The organism is Caulobacter sp. SLTY (assembly GCF_009905535.1).
In the GTDB taxonomy this organism is placed as follows: domain Bacteria; phylum Pseudomonadota; class Alphaproteobacteria; order Caulobacterales; family Caulobacteraceae; genus Caulobacter.
Genome location: NZ_JAAALA010000004.1, coordinates 118,677 through 140,619 on the forward strand (window position 1 = coordinate 118,677; position 21,943 = coordinate 140,619).

A 21,943-nucleotide genomic window follows, 5' to 3' on the forward strand; every position below is an offset into this window, starting at 1 on the left:
GGGGCCGTGACCTACGAAACCGTCGCCCGCTTCGCCCAGCAGTTCGGGCTCGTCTACTTCGGCCTGATCTTCCTCGCCGGTTCGGTCTGGGCGCTGCTGCCCCGCCACCGCGACACCTACCGCGCCGCCGCGCGCCTGCCCCTCGAGGAGGAAGACCTATGAGCGGTCCCCACAAGGACGAAATCACCGGGACCGACACCACCGGCCATGAGTGGGACGGCATCCGCGAACTGGACAATCCCCTGCCGCGCTGGTGGCTATGGGTATTCTACGCCTGCATCCTGTTCAGCATCGGCTACTGGGTGGTGATGCCCGCCTGGCCCGGCCTGGCCGGCCACACCCGCGGCCTGCTCGGCCAGTCCGACCGCGCCGAGGTCGCCAAGGCTCTGAAGGACCTCGAACGCCAGCGGGGCAAGGGCGCCGCCGTGCTGCGCGGCGCCAGCCTGCAGCAGATCGAAGCCGATCCCCAGCTGCAGGCCTACGCCCTTCAGGTCGGGCAGTCGGTGTTCGGCGACAACTGCGCCACCTGCCATGGGGCCGGCGGCGCCGGGGCCCGGGGCTATCCCAACCTGCGGGACGACGTCTGGCTGTGGGGCGGTTCGCTGGAGGACATCCACCACACCCTGACGGTCGGGGTGCGCTCGGGCCATGCCGACACCCGTGTGTCGCAGATGCCCGCCTTCGGCCGCGACGGCATGCTGGACCAGGCCAAGATCGCCGACCTGACCGAGTATGTTGTCGCCATTTCCGGCGGCAAGGCCGATCGGGCGGCGGCGGCCCGCGCCGCGCCGCTGTTCGCCGAGCAGTGCGCCTCCTGTCATGGCGCGACCGGTCAAGGAGACGTCAAACAGGGCGCCCCTGACCTGACCGACGGCGAGTGGCTGTACGGCTCCGACCACGCCGCCATCTCCGGCCAGATCCACGCCGGCCGCGGCGGGGTGATGCCTGCCTGGGGTCAGCGGTTCAGCCCCGAGACCCTGAAGGCCCTGGCCGTCTACATCCACGCCAACGCGGGCGGCCAGGACAAATGACCGTTGTCATCGACCGGACCCGCGATCCCCCACTCGACGGCGTGGCCCCCCGCGCCTCGGGTCCGGTCTCCGCCGCCGCCCGCGCCCGTCAGCAGGCAGGCAAGGGCGGCGGCGACCTCTACAAGCCGCGCACGCAGATCTATCCGAAACGGGTCAACGGCCGCTGGCGGATGCTCAAATGGGCCCTGATGGGCCTGATGCTGGCCATCTACTACATCACGCCCTGGATCCGCTGGGAGCGGCCCGGCGCCCTGCCGGACCAGGCGGTGCTGGTCGATTTTGAAGGCGGCCGATTCTACTTCTTCTGGATCCAGCTTTGGCCGCAGGAGGTCTATTTCATCACCGGCCTGCTGGTGATGGCGGCCCTGGCCCTGTTCCTGACCACCGCCCTTTTCGGCCGGCTGTGGTGCGGCTACGCCTGTCCCCAGACGGTCTGGACCGACCTTTTCCTGATGGTCGAGCGGCGGTTCGAGGGCGATCGGAACGCCCGCATGAAGCTGGACGCCGCGCCCTGGAGCTTCGACAAGGCCTGGCGAAAGCTGGGCAAGCACGCCGTCTGGCTGGGCATCGCGTTCGGCACCGGCGGCGCCTGGATCTTCTACTTCCATGACGCGCCGACCCTGATACGCACCTTCTGGATCGGCCAGGGGGCGCTCACCGCCTATGTCTCCTGCGCCCTGCTGACGGCCACCACCTACGTCCTGGCCGGGACGATGCGGGAACAGGTCTGCACCTACATGTGCCCCTGGCCGCGCATCCAGGGCGCGATGCTGGACAAACAGTCCCTGCAGGTCACCTACCGCTACGACCGGGGCGAGCCCCGAGGCCCTCACAAGAAGGGCGCCGGCTGGGAAGGACGGGGCGACTGCATCGACTGCAACCAGTGCGTCGTGGTCTGTCCGATGGGCATCGACATCCGCGACGGCGCTCAGCTCGAATGCATCAACTGCGGCCTGTGCATCGACGCCTGCAATGAGATGATGGCCAAGGTCGACCGGCCACGCGGCCTGATCGCCTACGACACCGACGCCGCCGTGCTTGACCGGTCCCAGGGCCGGAAGGCGACATACCGGTTCCTGCGCTCCCGGACGCTCTTCTACGCCGTGCTGCTCAGTCTGCTTTCGGCCCTGATGGTCTGGGGCCTGGCCAACCGCAGCCCGGTGGAGGCCCACGCCCTTCGCGACCGTAACCCGACCTTCGTGCGGCTGCGCGACGGCTCGGTGCGTGATGGATACACCCTCAAGGTCGCCAACCGCGCGTTCGAGGGCCGCACCTTCCTAGTCACCGTCAGCGGCGTTCCGGGCGCCCGGGTGTGGACCCCCGGCTCACGGACGGGCGCGCCGGTGGCCGTCGACGCCGCCGCCAACGAGGTTACCGCCCTGCGGGTCTTCGTCACCGCGCCCGCCGGCAGCCTGACCGCGCCCAGCCTGCCGCTGACCTTCCATCTCACGTCCGGCGAAACGGCCGTCGAGGTCGAGACCGTGTTTCTTTCAGGAGCCGCCAATGCCGACGACTGACGCCGCCCCCGCCGGGGGCTTTCGGATCACCGGCTGGCACGTGCTGGCCGGGGTGACGCTGTTCTTCCTGATCGTGATCGCCGTGGACGTGCTGTTCATCGTCAAGGCCTACGAGAGCTTCTCCGGCCAGATCGTCAAGAACCCCTATGAAGCCGGGTTGGCGTTCAACCAGCGGCTCCAGGACCAGAAGCACCAGGTCGAACTCGGCTGGCGGGTCGATGCCGGGCTGGAGGAGACAGGCGAGCTGGTCATCCGGGTCCAGGACCGCGGTGGCGCGCCGGTGACCGGCCTATCTCCCACCGCCGTGTTCGAGCGTCCCGCCACGGATCGCGGACGCTTGGAACTGGTGTTCCGGGAGGCGGGCGACGGCGTTTACCGCGCGCGTACGCCGCTTGGCGCCGGAGCCTGGGACATGACCGCGGTGCTGGACGGGCCCGCCGGTCCGTTCCGCGCCCAGCGCAGGATCACCGCGCCATGAGCGAAGCGACGGTCGGCGACCTCAGCGCCTTCATCGCCCGCGACGCCGGCGGCCTGGGGCGGCTCGAGCTGCTGGTGCGCGGCGCCCGCTGCGCCGCCTGTCTGGGCAAGATCGAGCGCGGCGTCGCTGCCCTGCCCGGCGTGGCGGCCAGCCGCTTCAACCTCACCACGGGCAAGCTGACCGTCACCCTGGCGCCCGGCCAGGGCGACCCGGCCGCCGTCCAGCGGGCGGTCGAGGCCATGGGCTATGGCGCCAGCCTGTTCGACCCGGCCCAGGCCCTGGCGGCCGAGGACCGGGCGGGTCGCGAGCTGGTCCTGGCCCTCGGCGTGGCCGCCTTCGGGGCCGGCAACGTGATGATGTTCACCGTGCCCGCCTGGGCCGGCCTGTTCGGCCAGGAGCTGTCGCCGGCCACGCGGGAGATCATGTACTGGCTGGCCGCACTGGTGGCCGCCCCCTGCGCCCTGTTCGCTGGAATGCCCTTCTTCCGCTCGGCCTGGAGCGCCTTGCGGCGGGGCAAGGCCAACATGGACGTGCCGATCTCGATCGGGGTGTTGCTGACCCTGGCGGTCAGTTTCTCCGAGACCTTGCAGCACGGGGCCCACGCCTATTTCGACGCGGCCGTCACCCTGCTGTTCCTGCTACTGATCGGCCGCTACCTGGATCACCGCCTGAAGGCGGCCGCCCGGGGCGCGGCCCGTGATCTACTGGCGCTGCAGGCGCCGGTCGCGGTCCGCCTCGACGCCGCCGGCCGCGAGCATGGCATTCCCGTCGGCGAGGTGGCGGTCGGCGATCGGCTGGCCGTCGCGCCGGGAGACCGCATTCCGGTCGATGCGGTGATCGAGACCGGCGCCTCTGAGATCGACAACGCCCTGGTCTCCGGCGAGACCGCTCCGGTCCAGGCCGGGCCGGGCGCCGCCGTCCAGGCGGGGGCCCTCAACCTGTCCGGACGGCTGGTCCTGCGCGCCATCGCCCGCAGCGAGGATTCCACCGTCGCGGCCATCGCCAGGCTGATGGAGGCCGGCGCCCAGGCCCGGGGCGCCTATGTTCGCCTGGCCGACAAGGCCGCCGCCCTCTACGTGCCCGTCGTCCATACCCTGGCGGCGGCGGCTTTCGTCGGCGGGTGGGCGCTCGGGCTGGGCCCACGCGAGGCCCTGTTGCGGGCCGCCGCCGTGCTGATCGTGACCTGTCCCTGCGCCCTGGGCCTGGCCGTGCCCGCGGTGCAGGTGGCCGCCTCCAGCCGACTGTTCCGGCGCGGGGTGCTGGTCAAGTCCGGTGCAGCCCTCGAGCGGCTGGCCGAGATCGACCATGTCGTGTTCGACAAGACCGGGGTCCTGACCGAGGGCCGCCCCCGGCTGCTGAGCTACCTTCCCGCGGTCATTTCCGCCGCCGCCCCGCTGGCGCGCGCCTCGCGCCATCCGTTGGCCCGAGCCCTGGCCGAGCGGGCCGGCGCCGGGCGGGTGGCGACCGATGTGGTCGAGGTCGCGGGCCTCGGGGTCGAGGGGCTGATCGACGGGCGCCGGGCACGGCTGGGCCGGGCGGAATTCGTCGGTGTCTCGCCCTCTCCGGGCGGCGAGAGCGAGCTGTGGTTCGGCTTCGACGGCGCGACCAAGGTTCGGCTGACCTTCTTCGATCCCGTGCGCCCCGACGCGGCCCGCGCCATCGCCGACCTGCGCGGTCTGGGACTGACCGTCGAGATCCTGTCGGGCGACCTGCCGGCGCCTGTCGGCCGGGTGGCCAAGGCCGCCGGCGTCACCCAATGGCGCGCCGGACTGACCCCCTTCGACAAGTCTGCGGCGGTGACCCTGCTGCAGGGCACGGGCCGCAAGGTGCTGATGGTCGGCGACGGCCTCAACGACGCCGCAGCCCTGGCCCTGGCCCACGCCTCGATGGCGCCGGGCACGGCTCTGGACGCCAGCCAGAACGCCGCCGATCTGGTGTTTCTCAATGGCGACCTCGCCGCCGTCGCCCAGGCGATCCGGGTCGCCCGCGCGGCGCGCGCCCGGGCGATGGAGAACTTCGCCTTCTCGGCGCTCTATAATCTCGTTGCCGCCCCCGCCGCGGTGCTGGGCCTGGTCAACCCCTTCGTCGCCGCGATTGCCATGTCCGGGTCATCCCTGGTGGTGATGCTCAATGCCCTGCGGATGAGCTGGGCGGGAGGACCCTCGCGATGACCATCCTGCTGCTGCTGGCCCCGATCTCCGTCGGCCTGGCCCTGATCGGTCTCGGCGGCTTCTGGTGGACCGTTCGGGCCGGCCAGTACGAGGACCCCAGGGGCGACGCCGCCCGCATCCTCGACGACGCCCACGACAGCGCGCCCTGACGCGCGGCGCACGGCGGCGGATTGACCTCGATCAAGGCCGGGTCGCTTTCGGCGCGTCATGCGGGACATCCACGCTTCCGGAGTCCCGCCATGGCCGTTCCCGCACTCTCCGCCGCCCCGGCCCCGCTCGACCGGCGCGGTCTGGTCGAGCGCTTCAGCGGCCGGGCGCCGCGCTACACCAGCTATCCGACGGCGGTGCAGTTCACCGAGGCGGTCGACGCCGGCGTTTATCGGGGCTGGCTGGCGGCCCTGCCGGCGGCGGAGGCGGTGTCGCTCTACGTCCACCTGCCGTTCTGCGCCCGGCTCTGCTGGTACTGCGGCTGCAATACGCGGGCGGTGAACCGGCCAGAGCCGGTCAGCCGCTATGTCGATGGCCTGATCGACGAACTGGCCCTGCTGGAGGCGGCGCTGCCGGCTCGCCTGCCGGCGCGAGCGCTGCACCTGGGCGGGGGGACCCCCAACCTGCTGTCGCGGGACGACATGAGCCGGCTGTTCGAGGCCCTGCGCCGGGTCTTCCAGTTTCCGCCGGCGCTGGAGGTGGCGGCCGAGCTGGACCCGGCGGTCCTTACCCGCGAATGGGTCCTTGCCGCCGCCCATCACGGCCTCAACCGCGCCAGCCTGGGCGTGCAGGACCTCTCCCCTGCGGTGCAGCGGGCGGTGAACCGCATCGAGCCCTTCGAGGTCGTCGCCCGCGCCGCCGGGTGGCTGCGAGAAGTCGGGGTTCGGTCCCTGAATCTCGACCTGATGTACGGCCTGCCCCGCCAGACACAGGCCGATGTCCTGACCACCTTGCGACAAGTCCTAACCCTCCGGCCCGAGCGCCTGGCCCTGTTCGGCTACGCCCACGTCCCCTGGATGAAGAGCCACCAGCAGCTGATCGACGAGGCCCTGCTTCCCGGGCCCGCCGAGCGGCTCGACCAGAGCGAGGCCGCCGCCGAGCTGCTGGCCGTCGAGGGTTACGTCCGCATCGGCCTCGACCACTTCGCCCTGCCCACCGACGACCTCGCCATCGCCCAGCGGGTAGGGCGCCTCCACCGCAATTTCCAGGGCTACACCACCGACGGGGCCGACACCCTGATCGGCCTCGGCGCCTCCGCCATCGGCCGCCTGCCCCAAGGCTTCATCCAGAATCAGGGACGGGAGCTGGCCTGGCGCCAGGCCGTCGCGGCAGGCGACCTGCCCGTCGCGCGCGGCGTCGCCCTGACCGACGACGACCGGTTTCGCGGCGAGATCATCGAGCGGTTGATGTGCGACCTGGCCGTGGACCTCGCCGCGGTCTGCGCCCGGCATGCCAGGCCCTACCAGGACCTGGCCCCGGCGCTGGCCGACCTGGCCCCGCTGCTCGAAGACGGCCTGGTGGTCCTCGTCGACCAGCGGCTGGGGGTCACTCAGGACGGCCGGCCGGTCGTTCGTTCAGTGTGCGCCGCCTTCGACCGCTATCTCGACGGCGCGGCGGGCCGCCACGCCAAGGCTCTGTAACACCCAGGTTTGACCCCTATCAAAGCCGGACGGTCGCCGACGGACCATGATCCCCACGCCTCCCAGTGAGGCCGACAAAAAGGGGATAGCCATGATCAGACACACCGCCCTGGCCGCCGCCGGCCTGCTCCTCACAGCCGTTGCCAGCCCCGCGTTGGCGCAGGAATTCACGCCGAAGGAAAAGGGGACCTGGCTGGTCACCGCCCGGGTCAGCGATGTCGCCCCGGACGCGTCGGGCGACATCCGCACCGCCGCCGGCGTCGACACCGGCCTCGACGTCGAGGTCAGCGACTATGTCGTCCCCACCCTCGGCTTCACCTACTTCGTCACCGATCACATCGCCGTCGAGGCGATCCTGGGGACCAGCAAGCATGAGATCAGCGCCAAGGGCCCCGCCGGCTCGGTCCGCGTCCACGACACTTGGGTGATCCCGCCGGTGGTCGCCGTGCAATACCACTTCAACCCCAAGGGCCGGGTCAGCCCGTACGTCGGCGCAGGGCTGAACGGCATGATCTTCTACGGCGGCGAAGACAAGGGCGGCTTCAAGGTCGATGTCGAGGACGGCATCGGCTACGCCCTGCAGGCGGGGGTCGATGTCGCCCTGAAGGGCGACTGGTCGCTCAACCTGGACGCCAAGAAGGTGTTCTTCGAGACCGACGCGGACATCAACAACGGCGCGCTCAAATCCGACGTCACTCTGGACCCCTGGGTCCTCTCCGTCGGCGTCACCCGGCGGTTCTGAGGCCGGGCCGGCCTGGCCGGCGGTGCGGGCGGTCACGCCCGCACCGTTCTCCGGCGCGACCTCGGCCAGGGCTTCCTCGATCGAGACCCTTGACGTTCCTCGGCTTGGGCGAACAGCCGCTCGCCAAAGCCTCCGTGCATGCTAGCTTCGGGGGAACAAGGGATGGGCAGCCCGATGCAGGCGGCCCCTCGAGGGAGGATGCATGAAGGGCCCGGCCATTTTCCTGGCGCAGTTCGCCGGAGACGAACCGCCGTTCAACAGCCTGGAGGCCATCGCGGGCTGGGCGGGCGACCTTGGCTACAAGGGCGTGCAGATCCCGACCTGGGACCGGCGATTGTTCGATCTGGCCCTCGCCGCCGAAAGCGACGCTTATTGCGACGAGGTCAAGGGCGTGCTGGCCGCCGCCGGGCTTGAGGTGTCGGAGCTGTCGACCCACACCCAGGGGCAGATGGTGGCGGTGCATCCGGCCTATGACGAGATGTTCGACGGCTCCGCCCCCGCCCGAGTGCGCGGCAATCCGGCGGCGCGGCAGGCCTGGGCGGTGGAGCAGGTTCTGCTGGGGGCCAAGGCCTCACGCCGGATGGGGCTGGATGCCCATGTCACCTTTTCGGGCTCCCTGGCGTGGCCCTATCTCTATCCCTATCCGCAGCGTCCGGCCGGCCTCATCGAAGAGGCGTTCGACGAGCTGGCCCGGCGCTGGCGGCCGATCCTGGACGCCTTCGAGGAGGCGGGGGTCGACCTTTGCTACGAGATCCACCCGAGCGAAGACCTGTTCGACGGGACGACCGTGGAGATGTTCTGGGACCGCGTGGATCACCATCCTCGCGCCTGCCTGCTCTACGATCCCAGCCACTTCCTGCTGCAGCAGCTCGATTATCTCGAATACATCGACCTCTACCACGAGCGGATCCGGATGTTTCACGTCAAGGACGCCGAGTTCCGGCCCACGGGGCGGCAGGGCGTCTACAGTGGGTACGCGCCCTGGAAGGAGCGGGCCGGACGGTTCCGGTCGCTGGGTGACGGCCAGATCGACTTCAAGGCCATCTTCTCGAAGTTCGCCCAGTACGGCTATCGCGGCTGGGCGGTGCTGGAATGGGAGTGCGCCCTGAAGGACCCGGTGGACGGGGCCCGGGAAGGCGCGACCTTCATCCGCGACCACATCATCAAGGTCACGGGCAAGAGTTTCGACGATTTCGTGGCCACCGGCGTCGATGCGGCGACCAATCGCCGACTGCTGGGCCTCGACCGCTAGGATGCGCCTCGCGCTAGGCATGATCGGGGGCGGGGAGGGCGCCTTCATCGGGGCGGTGCATCGCATGGCCGCCCGGCTGGACGACCGCTGGACCCTGGCCGCCGGGGCGTTCAGCGGCGATGCCGGACGCTCGCGGGCGTTCGGGCAGTCGCTCGGCCTGGCCGAAGACCGCTGCTACGGCGACTGGCAGGCGATGGCGCGGGCGGAAGGCGCCCGGCCGGACCGAATCGACGCGGTGGCCATCGTCACCCCCAACCACCTGCACCACGCGCCGGCGCAGGCCTTCCTGGAAGCCGGTATCGCCGTGATCTGCGACAAGCCGCTGACGACCAGCTTGGCCGATGCGCTCGACCTGGCGGGAACGGTGGCGCGCACCGGGACCCCGTTGGTTCTGACCCACAACTACAGCGGCTATGCGATGGTCCGGCAGATGCGGGCCATGGTGGCGGCGGGAGACCTGGGCGCCATCCGGGTGGTCCAGGCCGAGTATGCGCAGGACTGGCTGGCCGCGCCCCTGCCCGGCAACAAGCAGGCCGACTGGCGGGGCGATCCGGCGAAGGCCGGACCCGGCGGCGCGCTGGGCGACATCGCCACCCATGCCTACCACCTGGCGACCTTCGTCCTGGGGGCGGCGGCGGACCAGGTCAGCGCGGAGACTTCGCGGTTCGTGGCCGGGCGGGTGCTGGATGATGACGTGCAACTGCGCCTGCGCTGGGCTGGTGGTGCGCGCGGCCAGCTGTGGGCCAGCCAGGTGGCGGTCGGGGCGGCGAACGGGCTGCGGCTTCGGCTCTATGGAGAGCGCGGCGGGCTGGAGTGGTCGCAGGAGGATCCGGATATCCTGCGGTTCACGCCGCTGGGCGAGCCGCCGCGACTCTTGCGGCGCGGAGGCCCCGGTCTGTCGGCGGCGGCGCAGGCGGCGACCCGCATCCCGGCCGGGCATCCCGAAGGCTATCTGGAAGGCTTCGCGCGGATCTACGCCGATGCGGCGGACTTGGTTTCGGCCCACAGGAGCGGCCAGTCGCCGCCCCCGACGGCCCTGGACCTGCCCGGCGTGGACGCCGGGGTCCAGGGAGTTCAGTTCATCGAGGCGGCGGTGCGTAGCGCCGCGGCGGACGGCCGCTGGACGTCGCTTGGGGAGACGGGTGCATGATCCGGCAGAGCTTTGCCTGGTGGTCCTTCACGGCTGGCCGTGAGGTCGAGCCCGCTGTGCTGCTGCGCGAGGCGGCGGCCGCGGGCGCCATGGGGGTGGAGATGCTGCCGGAACCGCTCTGGCCGGTTGCGCGGGATGCGGGGCTCTCCCTGGTCACCCTGACCGGCCACACCCTGGAGCGCGGCTTCAACGATCGATCCCTGCATGCCGCCCTCAGCGACGAGGTCCGCCGCAACATCGACAGCGCCGCCGCCGGCGGGGTCGAGGCGGTGATCGTCTTCTCCGGCAACCGCATCGGCGACGGCGCCGACGCGCCCGCCATCGACGCCTGTATCGAGGGCCTGGCCCCGGTCGTGGCCCATGCCGAACAGGCCGGGGTGCGGCTGCTGATGGAGCTGCTCAACAGCAAGGTCGACCATCCGGGCCACCAGTGCGACCGCACCGCCTTCGGAGCGGCGGTGGTCCAGGGCGTGGGTTCGCCGGCCCTGCGGCTGCTCTACGACGGCTATCACATGCAGCTGATGGAGGGGGATCTGAGCCGAACCATCCGCGCCCATTTCGACCTGATCGGCCATGTCCACACCGCCGGGGCGCCCGGCCGGCGCGACCTGGATGACCGGCAGGAAATCAACTGGCCGGCCATCGCCGGGCTGCTGCGCCATCTGGGATACCAGGGCTGGGTGGGGCACGAGTTCGTGCCGCGCGGCGAGCCGGTCCCGGCGCTGCGGGCGGCGCTCGCCCAGTTCGAAGACCCGGCGGAGGCGGCCTGATGTTCGATGCGATCGTTGTCGGGTCCGGGATCAGCGGCGGCTGGTCGGCCAAGGAGCTCTGCGAGCGGGGCTTGAAGGTCCTGCTGCTCGAGCGCGGCCCCGAGGTGGCCCACGGTCCGGGCTACAGCCATGACCAGGCGGCGGGGCTCCGGCGGCGGGACGACCAGATTCCGCAGGCGGAGCGAGACCTCCACTACCCCTATCACGTCGGGGTCTCCTACGCCCTGTTCAATTCCAACAAGGCCTTCTGGGCCAGCGACCACGACTATCCCTACGAGACCGTGCCTGGCCGACCCTACCGCTGGATCCGCGGCTATCAGCTGGGCGGACGGTCGCTGACCTGGGGGCGGCAGTCCTACCGCTGGGCGCCGCAGGATTTCCTCTCCAACCTCCAGGACGGCCACGGCGTCGACTGGCCGATCCGCTATGAGGACCTGGAGCCCTGGTACGACCACGTCGAGGCCTTCGCCGGGATCAGCGGCGATTTCGACGGCCTCGAACAGCTCCCCGACGGCGACTTCCTGCCGGCCTTTCCGTTCAACGACGTCGAACTGGCCGCCAAGGCCCGGATCGAGGCCGACTGGCCGACCCGCCGGATGATCATGGGCCGCACCGCCCACCTCAGCCGCGTCGCCAAGCCCCAGATGGACCTTGGCCGAAAGCGCTGCGAACAGCATATGCGCTGCTATCACGGCTGCCCGCTGGGCAGCTATTTCTCCAGCCAGGCCGCCACGCTTCCGGCCGCCCAAAACACCGGCAATCTGACGGTCCTGACCGATCGGATTGTCGAGAGCGTCATCCACGATCCGGCGACCGGCCGGGTGACCGGGGTGCGGACGATCCGTCGGCTGGACAAGGGAGGGGAGACCTTCGAGGCGCGGATGGTCTTCCTCAACGCCTCGACCATCAATACCGCCGCCCTCCTCCTGAACTCGAAGTCGGAGGCGTTTCCCCGCGGCCTGGCCAACGGCAGCGACCAGGTCGGCCGCAACCTGATGGACCACGTCAGCAGCAAGCCCATCGTCGGCAAGATGCCGGGTTTCGGCGACGTCTACGACCAGCGCGACCGGCCCACCGGCCTCTACATTCCGCGCTACGGCAATGTGACCGAGACGGACAAGCCCTACCTGCGCGGCTTCGGCATGCAGGGCGGCGCCGCCCGGTCCCGGCGCATGGAGGGGGCCGTCCAGGGGTTCGCCGGCGGCGATGAGGAGGACACCGGCTTCCGGGGCTGGAGCTTCTCGCTGCTGCCGTTCGGGGAAGTGCTGCCCGACCCGAACAATCGCGTCACCCTGTCGGAAACCCGCCGGGACAGCTGGGGAGTGCCCGTGCCGGTCATCGACGCCGCCCATGGTCCAAACGAGGCCGCGATGATGAGGGCGGCGGCGCGCGATGCAGCCGAGATGCTGCGGGCGGCCGGCTGCACCGACATCACCCCCTGGGAAGAGGCCGGCGAGCAGCTGACGCCGCCCGGCGACCGCATCCACGAGATGGGGACGGCGCGCATGGGACGCGATCCGGCCACCTCCGTGCTGAACCGCTGGGGACAGGCCCATGAGGTGGCCAACCTCTTCGTCTCCGACGGCTCGGTGATGGCCTCCAGCGCGTCGATGAACCCGTCGCTGACCTACATGGCCATCGCCGCCCGGACGGCGAACCATGCGGCCGATCTGCTGGAACAGGGAGCCTTGTGATGAGACCGATCGGCCTTCAGCTCTACACCCTGCGCAAACCCTTCGCGGCCGACCCCCTTGGCACGCTGGAGCGCGTCCGTGAGGTCGGCTACGACGCGGTGGAGTTCGCCGCGCCGCTTGGCTCCGATTTCGCGGGCTTTTCCGCGCGGATGCGGGACATCGGGCTCGATTGCCCCTCAGCCCATGTGGGCCTCGTCGACATGGCTGAGCGGCCTGACGAGGTGCTGGCCATGGCCGAGACGCTCGGCTGCCGGTACTTGGTGATGCCCTATGTGCTGCCCGACCAGCGCGACTGGCAGGCCGTCATCTCGACCCTTGGGGCCTTCGCCCGGCGGGCGCGGGACGAGGGGCTCCGGGTCGCCTACCACCACCACGATTTTGAGTTCGAGACGACCGACGGCGTTCGGCCGTTCGACCGCCTGGTGGCCGAGACCGACCCGGACCTCGTCGACTTCGAGCTCGACGTCTATTGGCTCAAGAAGGGCGGCGAAGATCCGGCGGCGGTCATCGAGCGGATGGCCGGACGGGTGAAGCTGCTCCACCTCAAGGACATGGCTCTCGATGGCGGCATGGCCGATGTCGGAGAGGGAACCTTCGACTTCGCGGCCCTGATCCAGGCCGCCGACACCGCCGGCGCGCAGCACTACTTCGTCGAACACGACTTCCCGCCGGCCCCCTACTGGCCGAGCGTTGAGGCCAGCCTCGGGCATCTGCGAACGCTCGACTAAGTTTGCGACGAGCGCCGCTGGCGGTGCGAGCCGTCACGCCCGCACCATTCTGGGGCCTGACCTCGACTAGGGCTTCACCACGCCCAGCTTCAGGGCTTCCTCGATCGAGATCCAGGGGGTGATTTTGAAGTTCTGGGGCTCGGGAGGGCTGACGTTGCGGCCGTCCTGGGTGACCAGGGCGCCATTGGGATAGAGCGGTCCCATCGGGCGGCTGGTGACATCCAGGCCGTCGGTCTCCGAGGAGCCGTCGATGCCGGCCGGGCCATTGGCCACGATGGCGAAGGAGCCGACATACTCGTGGGCGCCGTCGCGGCGGAACAGCGCGTAGCTGTTGTTCCCTTGACTGGAGAGGACGATGTAGCCCTTGCCGCCGGGCTGCAGGTAGAGGCTGACCCCTTCCAGGTCGTCCTTCAGCGCCTTGTTGCTGGCGACGCTGGTCACCTGGCTACGCTTTTCCGGGCCCTTGGGCTCGGCGTTCAGCTTCCAGAGGGCGATGTCCTCCTCGGCCACGTAGAGCCAGCCGGTTTCGTCATCGGCGACACAGCCCTCCGTTTGCGTGGCGAAGGCAAATTCGCGGACCAGAGTGGCCTTGACCTTGCCGGCCTTGGTCCCGTCCAGCCGCCATTGGCGCATCTTGCCGTCGGTGTCGTTGATGTAGACGTAGGTCTTGCCGCCCTTGCCCCGGTACATGCACAGGCCATAGGGATCGCCCAGGCCTGTGCCCTGCACCCCGTCGGAGACGTTGGTCAGGGTCCCGGTGGCGCCGTCGAGGCTGTAGATGGCGATGGCGTTGCGAGTGCGGTCGCTGGCGGTGACCAGGGTCACCGGGGCGCCGTTCAGCATGAAGCCGTCGCGCAGGTCGACGTTGTTCATCTTGCCGTCGGCGGCGAAGGACAGCCGCTTGCCGGTCAGGTCATAGACCCCAAGGCCCGCCTGCTTGTCGGTGCCGATGACCAGGCTGCGGGCCGGGTCGGTCGGATTGACCCAGTTGGCCGGATCGTCCGCCGCGTCGCCGCCCTGGCCGACTGGCTGGGTCTCGGCGGTGGGCCGGACGATCGGCATCGGCTGAGGCAGGACCGCGCGCGGATCGGCCGGGGCGCCGAGGGCGAGATTCAGCGGCGCGGCCACGTCGGCGAAGCGCAGCAGCTTGTAGTTGGCGCCGCCCTCGTTCTCGTCGTCCATGGCCAGCAGCAGGCCCTTGCCCGCAGCCAGGCCGCCGGCGTTCTCGACCCCGGCGGCGGCGAAGGTTCCGCGATAGCCGTGGTCGGCCTCGCGGTCGAAGACGTGGAAATTGTTCGCCGAGGCATTCGATACGATCAGGTATCGCGCGCCCGGACCCTGATCGACCACGGCCACGCCGCCGACCTCCTCGGTGATCCGGCCCAGCCGCACCGCGTCGATCAGCATCGGGATGGTTTCGGCTTCCGGCTCAGCGTCGAACTTCCAGACTCCGACCGCCTGTTCGGAGACATAGAGGGCGCCGCTGGCGTCATCGACGGTGCAGTAGCTGGCTTCGGAGGCGATGTTCAGCTTGCGGACGAGGCGGCCGTCGAGCTTGCCCTGACCATTGTCGAAGATCGACCACTGCTCGATCTCCCCGGCCGCGCCGAGGGCGAACATATAGAGGCTGCCGTCCAGCGGGCTCTTGTAGAGGCAGGAGGCCTCGGCCGACAGGCCGGCGGGCAACTCGCGGGCGCCGACCTCGGTCAGGCCCGACTCGACGGTGAAGAAGCGCATCTTGGCGCCCTGGGCGTCCATGGCGCCAAGGACCGTCACCGACTGTCCGCCGAGCGGCACGTTGTAGCGGACATCGACGCTGACCACCTCGCCGGCCGGCGTGGCCGACAGCCGCGCGCCGGCGGCGTCATAGAGCTCGATGCCGCTCAGTCCTCCGCTGCCGGCGATACGCACCGTTCCATCGGCGTCGAAGATCAGGGCGCCGGCGTTGGCGTCGTTGCGGGTGGTCGGGGCGGTCTGGCCCACCGGAGCCACGGCGACCGGCGGCGCGGCCTGGGCAAACGCCGTTCCCGCCAGCGCGCGGGCAGGATAGCGCACCGGCTGGCGGTGAGAGAGGGATTCGAACCCTCGATAGAGTTTCCCCTATACACGCGTTCCAGGCGTGCGCCTTCAACCACTCGGCCACCTCACCGCATGCCGCGAGGGCGTGCGCTGCGCCGCTGGAGCTCTTCAGCCCCCGGCGCGGGAAGGCGCGCAATATACTCAGGGCGCCCTTCGGAGCAAGCGGACTTATGGATTGGGTGAAATCGGTCGCGGGACGTCCTATCTTAGGCGTCGATCGATCCGCCGGAGCCTCGCCATGTTCTTCAAGAAGTCCTCGGAAATGCCCACCGCCGATACCGCCCTGCCGGGCCGGGCCCAGCCGGTGCTCGGCGAGCACGAGCGCCACTTCGTCAACGGCCGCCCGCTGCACGGCCCCTGGCCCGAAGGGCTGGAGACGGCGGTGTTCGCCATGGGCTGCTTCTGGGGCGTGGAGCGAATCTTCTGGCAGATCCCAGGGGTCTATTCGACCGCCGTGGGTTACGTCGCCGGCTTTACCCCCAACGCTACCTATGACGAGGTCTGCTCGGGCCGCACCGGCCATACCGAGGCGGTGCTGGTGGTCTACGACCCCAGGGTCGTCACCTATGAGGCGCTGCTGAAGGCCTTCTGGGAAAACCATGACCCGACCCAGGGCATGCGCCAGGGCGGCGACATCGGCACCCAGTATCGCTCGGGCATCTACCCGCAGAACGACGCCCAGGCCGCCGCCGCGGTGGCCTCGAAGGAAGCCTATGCCCAGGCCCTGTCGGCCGCCGGCAGGGGTGCGATCACCACCGAGATCGCCGAGGCCGGCCCCTTCTACTACGCCGAGGACTACCACCAGCAGTACCTGGCCAAGAACCCCGGCGGCTACTGCGGCATCGGCGGCACCGGCGTGGAGTGCCCGATCGGCCTGGGGGTTGAGGCTTGACCCCTGAGGCCTTCGACAAGGCCTGCCGCGCGTTGCCGGGCGTGACCATGGACGTCCAGTGGGGCGACGACCACGTCTACAAAGTCGGCGGCAAGATGTTCGCCGTCTACGGGCCGGCGGCGGACAATTTCTCGTTCAAGGCCAGCGACATCGCCTTCGAGGTTCTGACCGAGACAGGGCGCGGCAGCCCGGCCCCCTATCTGGCGAAGGCCAAATGGGTCTGGTTCGCCTCGCTCGAAGCGCAAAATGCCGCCGAGGTGGAAGGTTGGCTCACGTCTGCCCACGGCCTGGTCGCAGCCAAATTGACCAAGAAGCTGCGGGCCGAACTCGGCGTCGGCTGAGCCGACGACGGGCTACTCCCGCCCGCTCTGGTCGAGGGTCTTGCGCAGTTCGCGCACCGCCATCGCCGCGGGGCTGTAGGTCTGACGCCAGGCCAGCAGCAGCACCGCCCCAAGGGTGGCGCCGGCAAAGGCCACGGGGCCGAACATCCAGGCGGCCGCCGCCAGGGCGAAGTAGTAGCCGCGAACTCCCGCGTTGAAGGCGGTCAGAGAGCCGTTCAGCACCCGCGCCGCCGCCTGGGCGACCGCGTCGACCACCGCCGGGTCGGCCGGCGGTCCGCCTTCGGGCGATTCCGGCGCGGCCCCGACGATGGTCAGGGTGTAATTCATCTGGCGGATCGACCAGATGAAGTCGAGCAGGCCGCGCGACAGGGTGACAAGCACCACGGCCAGCTGGATCTCGAACAGCAACCGGGTGCTGGTGCGGATGACGTCCAGGGAAGAGACCGAGGCGAAGCTGTCCTCGCCGCCGAACAGCACCCCCGCCGCCGCCGCGATCAAAAGCAGGTTGGAGCTGGCGAAGAAGCTGGCCGAGTTGAGGGCGTGGCCGAGCAACTGGCCGTCCATGAACCTGCTCTCGCGGCGGCTCATCTCCAGCATCCAGGCGACCCGCACCCGGGCCATGTCGCTGTTCAACACCCCGCCCGGCCCCCGCAGGGCCCGCAGGGCCGGCTCGTAGAAGACCCAGCAGAGGATGAAGAAGGCGAGCGCGGCCAGGTCCGGTATCGGAATGCCCACGGCGTCAGTCCTCCTTGATCAAGCTGGTCTTCTGGGTGTCGCGCAGCAGGGCCGAGATGCCCAGCGCCACCACCATGACGGCTGCCACATACCAGTAGAAGCCGCTCTCCATACCCTGTTGCTTGAACCACAGGGCGACCATTTCGGCCGTGCCCCCGAAGGCGGCGTTGCCGATGGCGTAGGGGAGGGCCACGCCCAGCGCCCGCACATGGGCGGGGAACAGCTCGGCCTTCACCACCGCGCTGATCGAGGTGTAGGCCGACTGGACGGTCAGGGCGGCCAGGATCAGGCCGAACGCCGCAAAGGGGTTGCCGCCGCTGGCGGCGATCAGGCTGAACACCGGCACGGATGCCAGCGCCCCGCCGCCGAAAGCGATGACCAGCATCCGCTTGCGCCCCAGCCGGTCCGACAGCCAGCCGAACAGCGGCTGGATCAGCATGAACACCACCAGGGTAGCCAGGTTGATCGCCCCGGCCGCCTCCTTGCTGAAGCCGGCCGTGTTCTCCAGGAACTTCAGCATGTAGGTGGTGTAGGCATAGAAGCCGAGCGAGCCGGCGGCGGTCAGCCCCATGATCGCCAGCGTCTCCTTCGGGAACTTCAGGAACAGCAGCATGGTCCGCCCACGCGGCAGGCCCTCGGCCTTCGCGGCCTCGAAGCTGGCGCTCTCCTCCATGCTCCGCCGCATCCAGAACACCACGACGGCCAGGCCCGCCCCGATGAAGAAGGGGATGCGCCAGCCCCAGGCGGCGAGATCGGCCTTGTCCATGGTCTGTTGCAGCACCACCAGCACCAGAGCCGCCATCAGCTGACCCATGATCAGGGTCACGTACTGGAAGCTGGACCAGAAGCCGCGCCGGGCCTTGCCGGCCATCTCGCTCATATAGGTGGCGCTGGCGCCGTACTCGCCGCCCACCGAAAGGCCCTGCAGCAGCCGGGCGATCACCAGGATGTAGGCCGCCGCCTCGCCGATCTGCGCATGGCCGGGGGTCAAGGCGATGATCAGCGAGCCGACGCACATCATCGCAACGGACAGGGTCAACGCCGCCTTGCGCCCAGCCTTGTCGGCATACATCCCCATCAGCCAGGCGCCGAGCGGCCGCGCCCCGAATCCGACGGCGAAGACCACGGCGGTCTTCATGTACTGGGCGGTCTGGTCCCCCTCGGGGAAGAAGATCTTGGCGAAATAGATGGCGAAGGCCGAATAGGCGAACCAATCGTACCATTCGACCAGATTGCCCGCCGACCCGCCGAGGATGGCGCGCAGCCGCTGCAGCGGCGTGAGCCCGGGCCGCGCGGCCTCCGGCGGCAGCTGGGCGTCGGCCCCCGTTTCAGTCGCGCTCATCCCACTCCCCTTATTTTGGAGGAGGTTAGGCGAGCCTTGGGCGAAAGGGGAGGGGGTTACCCCAAACGAAAAACGCCGGCCCGAAGGCCGGCGCTCTCGAAACCGTTGGATCCACGCTTAGCGGAGGATCCAGGCGCCCCGGCCGGTGGAGGGCAGGATCCAGGTCTGGCCGATATCGTCCTCGTCCGGCAGGCCCAGCAGGGCGTTCAGCGGCGGACGGACGGTCGGGGGCAGGTTGTCGTCGCCCACCACATAGGGCGTGTCGATCAGCAGGAAGGCCAGCGACTGGTAGGCGCGGCCGCCGGTCAGAACGGGGCCGGGCTGTTCGCCGCCGGTCATGTCCGGGGCGGTGGCGGTGATCACCGGCGCCACCGGGGTGAAGTCGATCACCGGACGGCCGAAATCGGTCAGGTCGATGTCGCCCAGCGCGCCGGCCAGCGGTTCGCCGGCGTCCTGGTTGATGAGCACCAGCGGCTCTTCGGTCTTCTCGGACACCGTGCGGGTCAGGGCGGCTGGCGCGTCTTCCTCGACCGTCACGGCCGGGGCGGCGGCGTCCTGGTCGCCTTCGGGCTCGGCGGGCGGCGGCAGTTCGACCAAGGTCAGCTCGGAATTGTCGCCGAGGTCGTTCTGGTCGAACGAAATGGTGTTGAGCGCGCCCTGCGCCGCTTCCAGCGGCTGGATATGCTCAAGGCCGAGCTCGTATTCGCTGAAGTCGCCGACATAGAGGGCGCCCGGCACCCGGCCGACGATCACGATCTCGCCGGCATCGTAGCGACTCGGGCCGCCGATCAGGTCTTCAAGCGAGCCCAGGCCGTCGTTCCCCCAGCGGCCGTAGGCGTATTCGTCGTCGAACAGCATCAATTCAGTCCCCACCTTCGTCCGCACGTCTGGACGATCAACGTTACAGCTACCACGCCCTGTGCAAAACGCCAGCCCCGCGAGAGCGCTTTACGCCTCCAAACGCGGCGGTTTGTGGCTTCCGCGCCAACAGGTCGCATTGGTCACCGTTCCCTCACGGAAAGTCTGATACAACACTTGGCCTAAGACGGGAGTTAACAAGAACATGGGCCCCACCGGCCTGGCAGTCCGCGGTTCACGCGGTCTCCTGAAGCAGATCCGGGAAGCGATGGCCGGGGCCGGGCCGGCCCAGGCCAAGCTCGACATGGTCGTGCGGATCATCGCCCGCTCGATGGTGGCCGAGGTCTGCTCGATCTATCTGCGCCGTTCGCACAACGACCTGGAGCTTTTCGCCACCGAGGGCCTGGCCCGCGAGGCCGTTCACGTCACCCGCCTCAAGGCAGGCGAGGGCCTGGTCGGCGAGATCGTGCGCCAGGGCCGGCCGCTGAACCTGTCCGACGCCCCGAACCACCCGGCCTTCGCCTATCGCCCGGAAACGGGGGAAGACCCCTACCATGCCTTCCTCGGTGTGCCGCTGCTGCGCGGCGGCCGGGCGATCGGGGTGCTGGTGGTCCAGAACGCCACGACCCGCACCTACAGCGAGGAAGAGGTCGAGGACCTGCAGATCATCGCCATGGTGCTGGCCGAGCTGGTCGGCTCCGGCGACATCCTGGGCGAGGCCGAGCTCCGCGACGTCGAGATCGCGCCCCATCGGCCCGAACGGCTGAAGGGCGCCAAGTTCGCCGACGGGCTCGCCTTCGGTGTGGCGGTGCTGCACGAGCAACCGGTGGCCGTCGGTCATCTGCTCAGCGAAGACCCGGTGGCCGAGGAAGCGCGGCTGAAGACGGCCATCGCCGCCTTGCAGAGCCAGATCGACCATCTGCTGGAGGGCGAGGGCGGGCTGATCGGCGCCTCCTACGAGGTGCTGGAAACCTACCGGATGTTCGCCCACGACCGGGGCTGGAACCGCTCGCTTGAAGAGGCTGTGCGTTCGGGCCTCAGCGCCGAGGCGGCGGTCGAGCGGGTGCGCTCGGAACACCGCGCCCGGCTGGGCAAGGCCAAGGACCCCTATCTGCGTGAGCGCCTCCATGACCTGGAGGACCTCAACGACCGGCTGCTGCGCCATCTGGCCGGGGACGTGGACGTCAAGCGCGAGCTGCCGCATGACGCGATCCTGATCGCACGTAACCTCGGCCCCGCCGACCTGCTGGAATACGACCGCACCCGGCTGAAGGGCATCCTGCTGGAAGAGGGCTCGACGGCCAGTCACGCAGCCATCGTCGCCCGGGCGCTGGATATCCCCTGCGTCGGCCGCCTGGCGTCCTTACGAGACCGGATCAACCAGGGTGACCCGGTGATCGTCGACGCCGAGAGTGGCGAGGCCTTCCTGCGGCCCCGACCCGACGTCATCAAGGCGCTGAACGCCCGGCTGGAGGTGCGCACCCAGCGCAAGGCCGAGTTCGCCAAGCTGCGCGACACCCCGGCCTTCACGCGCGACGGTCACAAGGTGACCTTGCTGATGAACGCCGGCCTGGCCATGGACCTCGACATCCTGCGGGAGACCGGCGCAGAGGGCATCGGCCTGTTCCGCACCGAATTCCAGTTCATGGTCGCCGAGGAGCTACCCCGGCTGGAAGCCCAGACGGCGCTCTATCAAAAGGTGTTCGACGCCGCCGACGGCCTGCCGGTCACCTTCCGCACCCTGGACCTGGGGGGTGACAAGCTGCTGCCCTACATGGAGGCGGAGCGGGAGGAGAACCCGGCGCTGGGCTGGCGCGCCGTGCGCATGGGGCTGGATCGCCCGGCCCTGCTGAAGATGCAGCTGCGCGCGCTGATCTGGGCCTCCAAGGGCCGGCCGCTGCGGATCATGTTCCCGCTGGTCGCCAGCGTCGATGAGTTCCGCGCCGCCCGCGCCATGGTCGACAACGAGGTCAGCTGGGCCCTGCGCCGCGGCCGCCCGGCTCCCAGCCGCCTGGACGTCGGGGCGATGATCGAGGCGCCCTCGCTGGTCTGGCACCTGGACGCCCTGCTGCCGATGACCGACTTCGTCAGTGTCGGCACCAACGACCTGATGCAGTACCTGTTCGCTGCCGACCGGGGGAACCCCCGCGTCGCCGACCGCTACGACCCGCTGTCGCCCCCGGCCCTGCGCGCGCTGAAGATGATTCAGTCGGCCTGTGCCGAAACGGGAACGCCGGTATCTGTTTGTGGCGAAATGGCCGGCCGGCCGCTAGAGGCGTTCGCCCTGACCGCGCTCGGCTTCGACCGGCTGTCGATGCCGCCGGCCGGCATCGGTCCCGTGAAGCAGATGGTGCTGAGCTGCGACAGAGAAGCCGCTTCCCGTGGCGTCAACGCCCTCATAAAAGGCGCGGCGGGATCGATCCGGAACGAGATCGAGACCCTGGCCCGGAAATTGTATGTGGCCGTGTGACGTTTGACCACGGCGGGGGTTACTGCATTGAAATCCGGGCTTTATTTTGTTATCCACAAAAGATC

20 protein-coding genes and 1 tRNA gene are annotated in these 21,943 nt (G+C 69.7%); 16 read left to right on the forward strand and 5 right to left on the reverse strand.

All coding sequences use genetic code 11. The annotated features are described in order from the left end of the window. The first annotated feature begins 6 nt into the window (after positions 1-6). The 13 genes from GVN21_RS03595 (at position 7) to GVN21_RS03655 (ending at position 13,161) form a co-directional block, all read left to right on the forward strand. Positions 7-162: a cbb3-type cytochrome c oxidase subunit 3 gene (locus GVN21_RS03595; RefSeq protein WP_166573340.1), complete on the forward strand. Its 156-nt coding sequence runs from the start codon at positions 7-9 to the stop codon at positions 160-162. Then, on the forward strand, positions 159-1,031 hold the full coding sequence (gene ccoP / locus GVN21_RS03600; protein WP_166573341.1) for a cytochrome-c oxidase, cbb3-type subunit III: 873 nt from the start codon (positions 159-161) through the stop codon (positions 1,029-1,031). Before GVN21_RS03595 ends, ccoP begins: the two co-directional genes overlap by 4 nt. Beyond that, complete coding sequence (gene ccoG / locus GVN21_RS03605; RefSeq protein ID WP_166573342.1) at positions 1,028-2,548, forward strand: cytochrome c oxidase accessory protein CcoG; 1,521 nt, start codon at positions 1,028-1,030, stop codon at positions 2,546-2,548. Before ccoP ends, ccoG begins: the two co-directional genes overlap by 4 nt. Beyond that, positions 2,535-3,026 carry a FixH family protein gene (locus tag GVN21_RS03610; protein WP_166573343.1) on the forward strand — a complete coding sequence of 164 codons (492 nt, stop codon included), beginning with the start codon at positions 2,535-2,537 and terminating at the stop codon, positions 3,024-3,026. The genes ccoG and GVN21_RS03610 overlap by 14 nt, the downstream gene beginning before the upstream one ends. Continuing rightward, entirely contained in the window at positions 3,023-5,197 is a 2,175-nt protein-coding gene (locus tag GVN21_RS03615) for a heavy metal translocating P-type ATPase (protein ID WP_166573344.1), read from the forward strand. Before GVN21_RS03610 ends, GVN21_RS03615 begins: the two co-directional genes overlap by 4 nt. Continuing rightward, positions 5,194-5,346, forward strand: coding sequence for a cbb3-type cytochrome oxidase assembly protein CcoS (gene ccoS / locus GVN21_RS03620; RefSeq protein ID WP_166573345.1), 153 nt, complete (start codon positions 5,194-5,196; stop codon positions 5,344-5,346). Before GVN21_RS03615 ends, ccoS begins: the two co-directional genes overlap by 4 nt. 90 nt (positions 5,347-5,436) lie before the next feature. After that, a complete protein-coding gene (gene hemN / locus GVN21_RS03625; RefSeq protein ID WP_166573346.1) occupies positions 5,437-6,825 on the forward strand; it encodes an oxygen-independent coproporphyrinogen III oxidase in 1,389 nt (462 codons plus the stop codon). A 91-nt stretch (positions 6,826-6,916) separates the two neighbouring features. Continuing rightward, the gene (locus tag GVN21_RS03630) at positions 6,917-7,567 is read left to right on the forward strand and encodes an OmpW family outer membrane protein (RefSeq protein ID WP_166573347.1); all 651 of its coding nucleotides are present in this window, start codon (positions 6,917-6,919) and stop codon (positions 7,565-7,567) included. Between the two features lie 202 nt (positions 7,568-7,769). Further along, positions 7,770-8,819, forward strand: coding sequence for a sugar phosphate isomerase/epimerase (locus GVN21_RS03635; RefSeq protein ID WP_166573348.1), 1,050 nt, complete (start codon positions 7,770-7,772; stop codon positions 8,817-8,819). Between the two features lies 1 nt (position 8,820). Further along, entirely contained in the window at positions 8,821-9,969 is a 1,149-nt protein-coding gene (locus tag GVN21_RS03640) for a Gfo/Idh/MocA family oxidoreductase (protein ID WP_205689908.1), read from the forward strand. Next, positions 9,966-10,739 (forward strand): TIM barrel protein, encoded by a 774-nt coding sequence (locus GVN21_RS03645; RefSeq protein WP_166573350.1) that lies wholly within the window; start codon positions 9,966-9,968, stop codon positions 10,737-10,739. Before GVN21_RS03640 ends, GVN21_RS03645 begins: the two co-directional genes overlap by 4 nt. After that, positions 10,739-12,433, forward strand: a complete 1,695-nt coding sequence (locus tag GVN21_RS03650; RefSeq protein ID WP_166573351.1) for a GMC family oxidoreductase — start codon at positions 10,739-10,741, stop codon at positions 12,431-12,433. The genes GVN21_RS03645 and GVN21_RS03650 overlap by 1 nt, the downstream gene beginning before the upstream one ends. Continuing rightward, positions 12,433-13,161 (forward strand): sugar phosphate isomerase/epimerase, encoded by a 729-nt coding sequence (locus GVN21_RS03655; protein ID WP_166573352.1) that lies wholly within the window; start codon positions 12,433-12,435, stop codon positions 13,159-13,161. The genes GVN21_RS03650 and GVN21_RS03655 overlap by 1 nt, the downstream gene beginning before the upstream one ends. 66 nt (positions 13,162-13,227) lie before the next feature. Here the strand turns inward: GVN21_RS03655 and GVN21_RS03660 are convergent, their stop codons facing one another. Both GVN21_RS03660 and GVN21_RS03665 read right to left on the reverse strand, forming a co-directional pair. After that, complete coding sequence (locus tag GVN21_RS03660) at positions 13,228-15,216, reverse strand: phytase (RefSeq protein ID WP_166573353.1); 1,989 nt, start codon at positions 15,214-15,216, stop codon at positions 13,228-13,230. A 4-nt stretch (positions 15,217-15,220) separates the two neighbouring features. Beyond that, a tRNA-Ser gene (locus GVN21_RS03665) sits at positions 15,221-15,310 on the reverse strand. Positions 15,311-15,478: 168 nt separating this feature from the next. On the opposite strand from GVN21_RS03665, the gene msrA reads away from it, so the two are divergent. Beyond that, a complete protein-coding gene (gene msrA / locus GVN21_RS03670; protein ID WP_166573354.1) occupies positions 15,479-16,132 on the forward strand; it encodes a peptide-methionine (S)-S-oxide reductase MsrA in 654 nt (217 codons plus the stop codon). Next, the gene (locus tag GVN21_RS03675) at positions 16,129-16,473 is read left to right on the forward strand and encodes an MmcQ/YjbR family DNA-binding protein (RefSeq protein ID WP_166573355.1); all 345 of its coding nucleotides are present in this window, start codon (positions 16,129-16,131) and stop codon (positions 16,471-16,473) included. The genes msrA and GVN21_RS03675 overlap by 4 nt, the downstream gene beginning before the upstream one ends. Positions 16,474-16,485: 12 nt before the next feature. Here GVN21_RS03675 and GVN21_RS03680 read toward each other — a convergent pair whose 3' ends face one another. From GVN21_RS03680 to GVN21_RS03690, 3 genes are all read right to left on the reverse strand, one after another. Next, entirely contained in the window at positions 16,486-17,208 is a 723-nt protein-coding gene (locus GVN21_RS03680) for a DUF599 family protein (protein WP_346764215.1), read from the reverse strand. A 4-nt stretch (positions 17,209-17,212) separates the two neighbouring features. Next, positions 17,213-18,550 (reverse strand): MFS transporter, encoded by a 1,338-nt coding sequence (locus GVN21_RS03685; protein ID WP_166573356.1) that lies wholly within the window; start codon positions 18,548-18,550, stop codon positions 17,213-17,215. Between the two features lie 117 nt (positions 18,551-18,667). Beyond that, complete coding sequence (locus GVN21_RS03690; RefSeq protein ID WP_166573357.1) at positions 18,668-19,408, reverse strand: hypothetical protein; 741 nt, start codon at positions 19,406-19,408, stop codon at positions 18,668-18,670. Positions 19,409-19,613: 205 nt separating this feature from the next. Between GVN21_RS03690 and ptsP the strand changes: the two genes are divergently transcribed. Continuing rightward, the gene (ptsP, locus tag GVN21_RS03695; protein WP_166573358.1) at positions 19,614-21,878 is read left to right on the forward strand and encodes a phosphoenolpyruvate--protein phosphotransferase; all 2,265 of its coding nucleotides are present in this window, start codon (positions 19,614-19,616) and stop codon (positions 21,876-21,878) included. Positions 21,879-21,943: the final 65 nt, after the last annotated feature.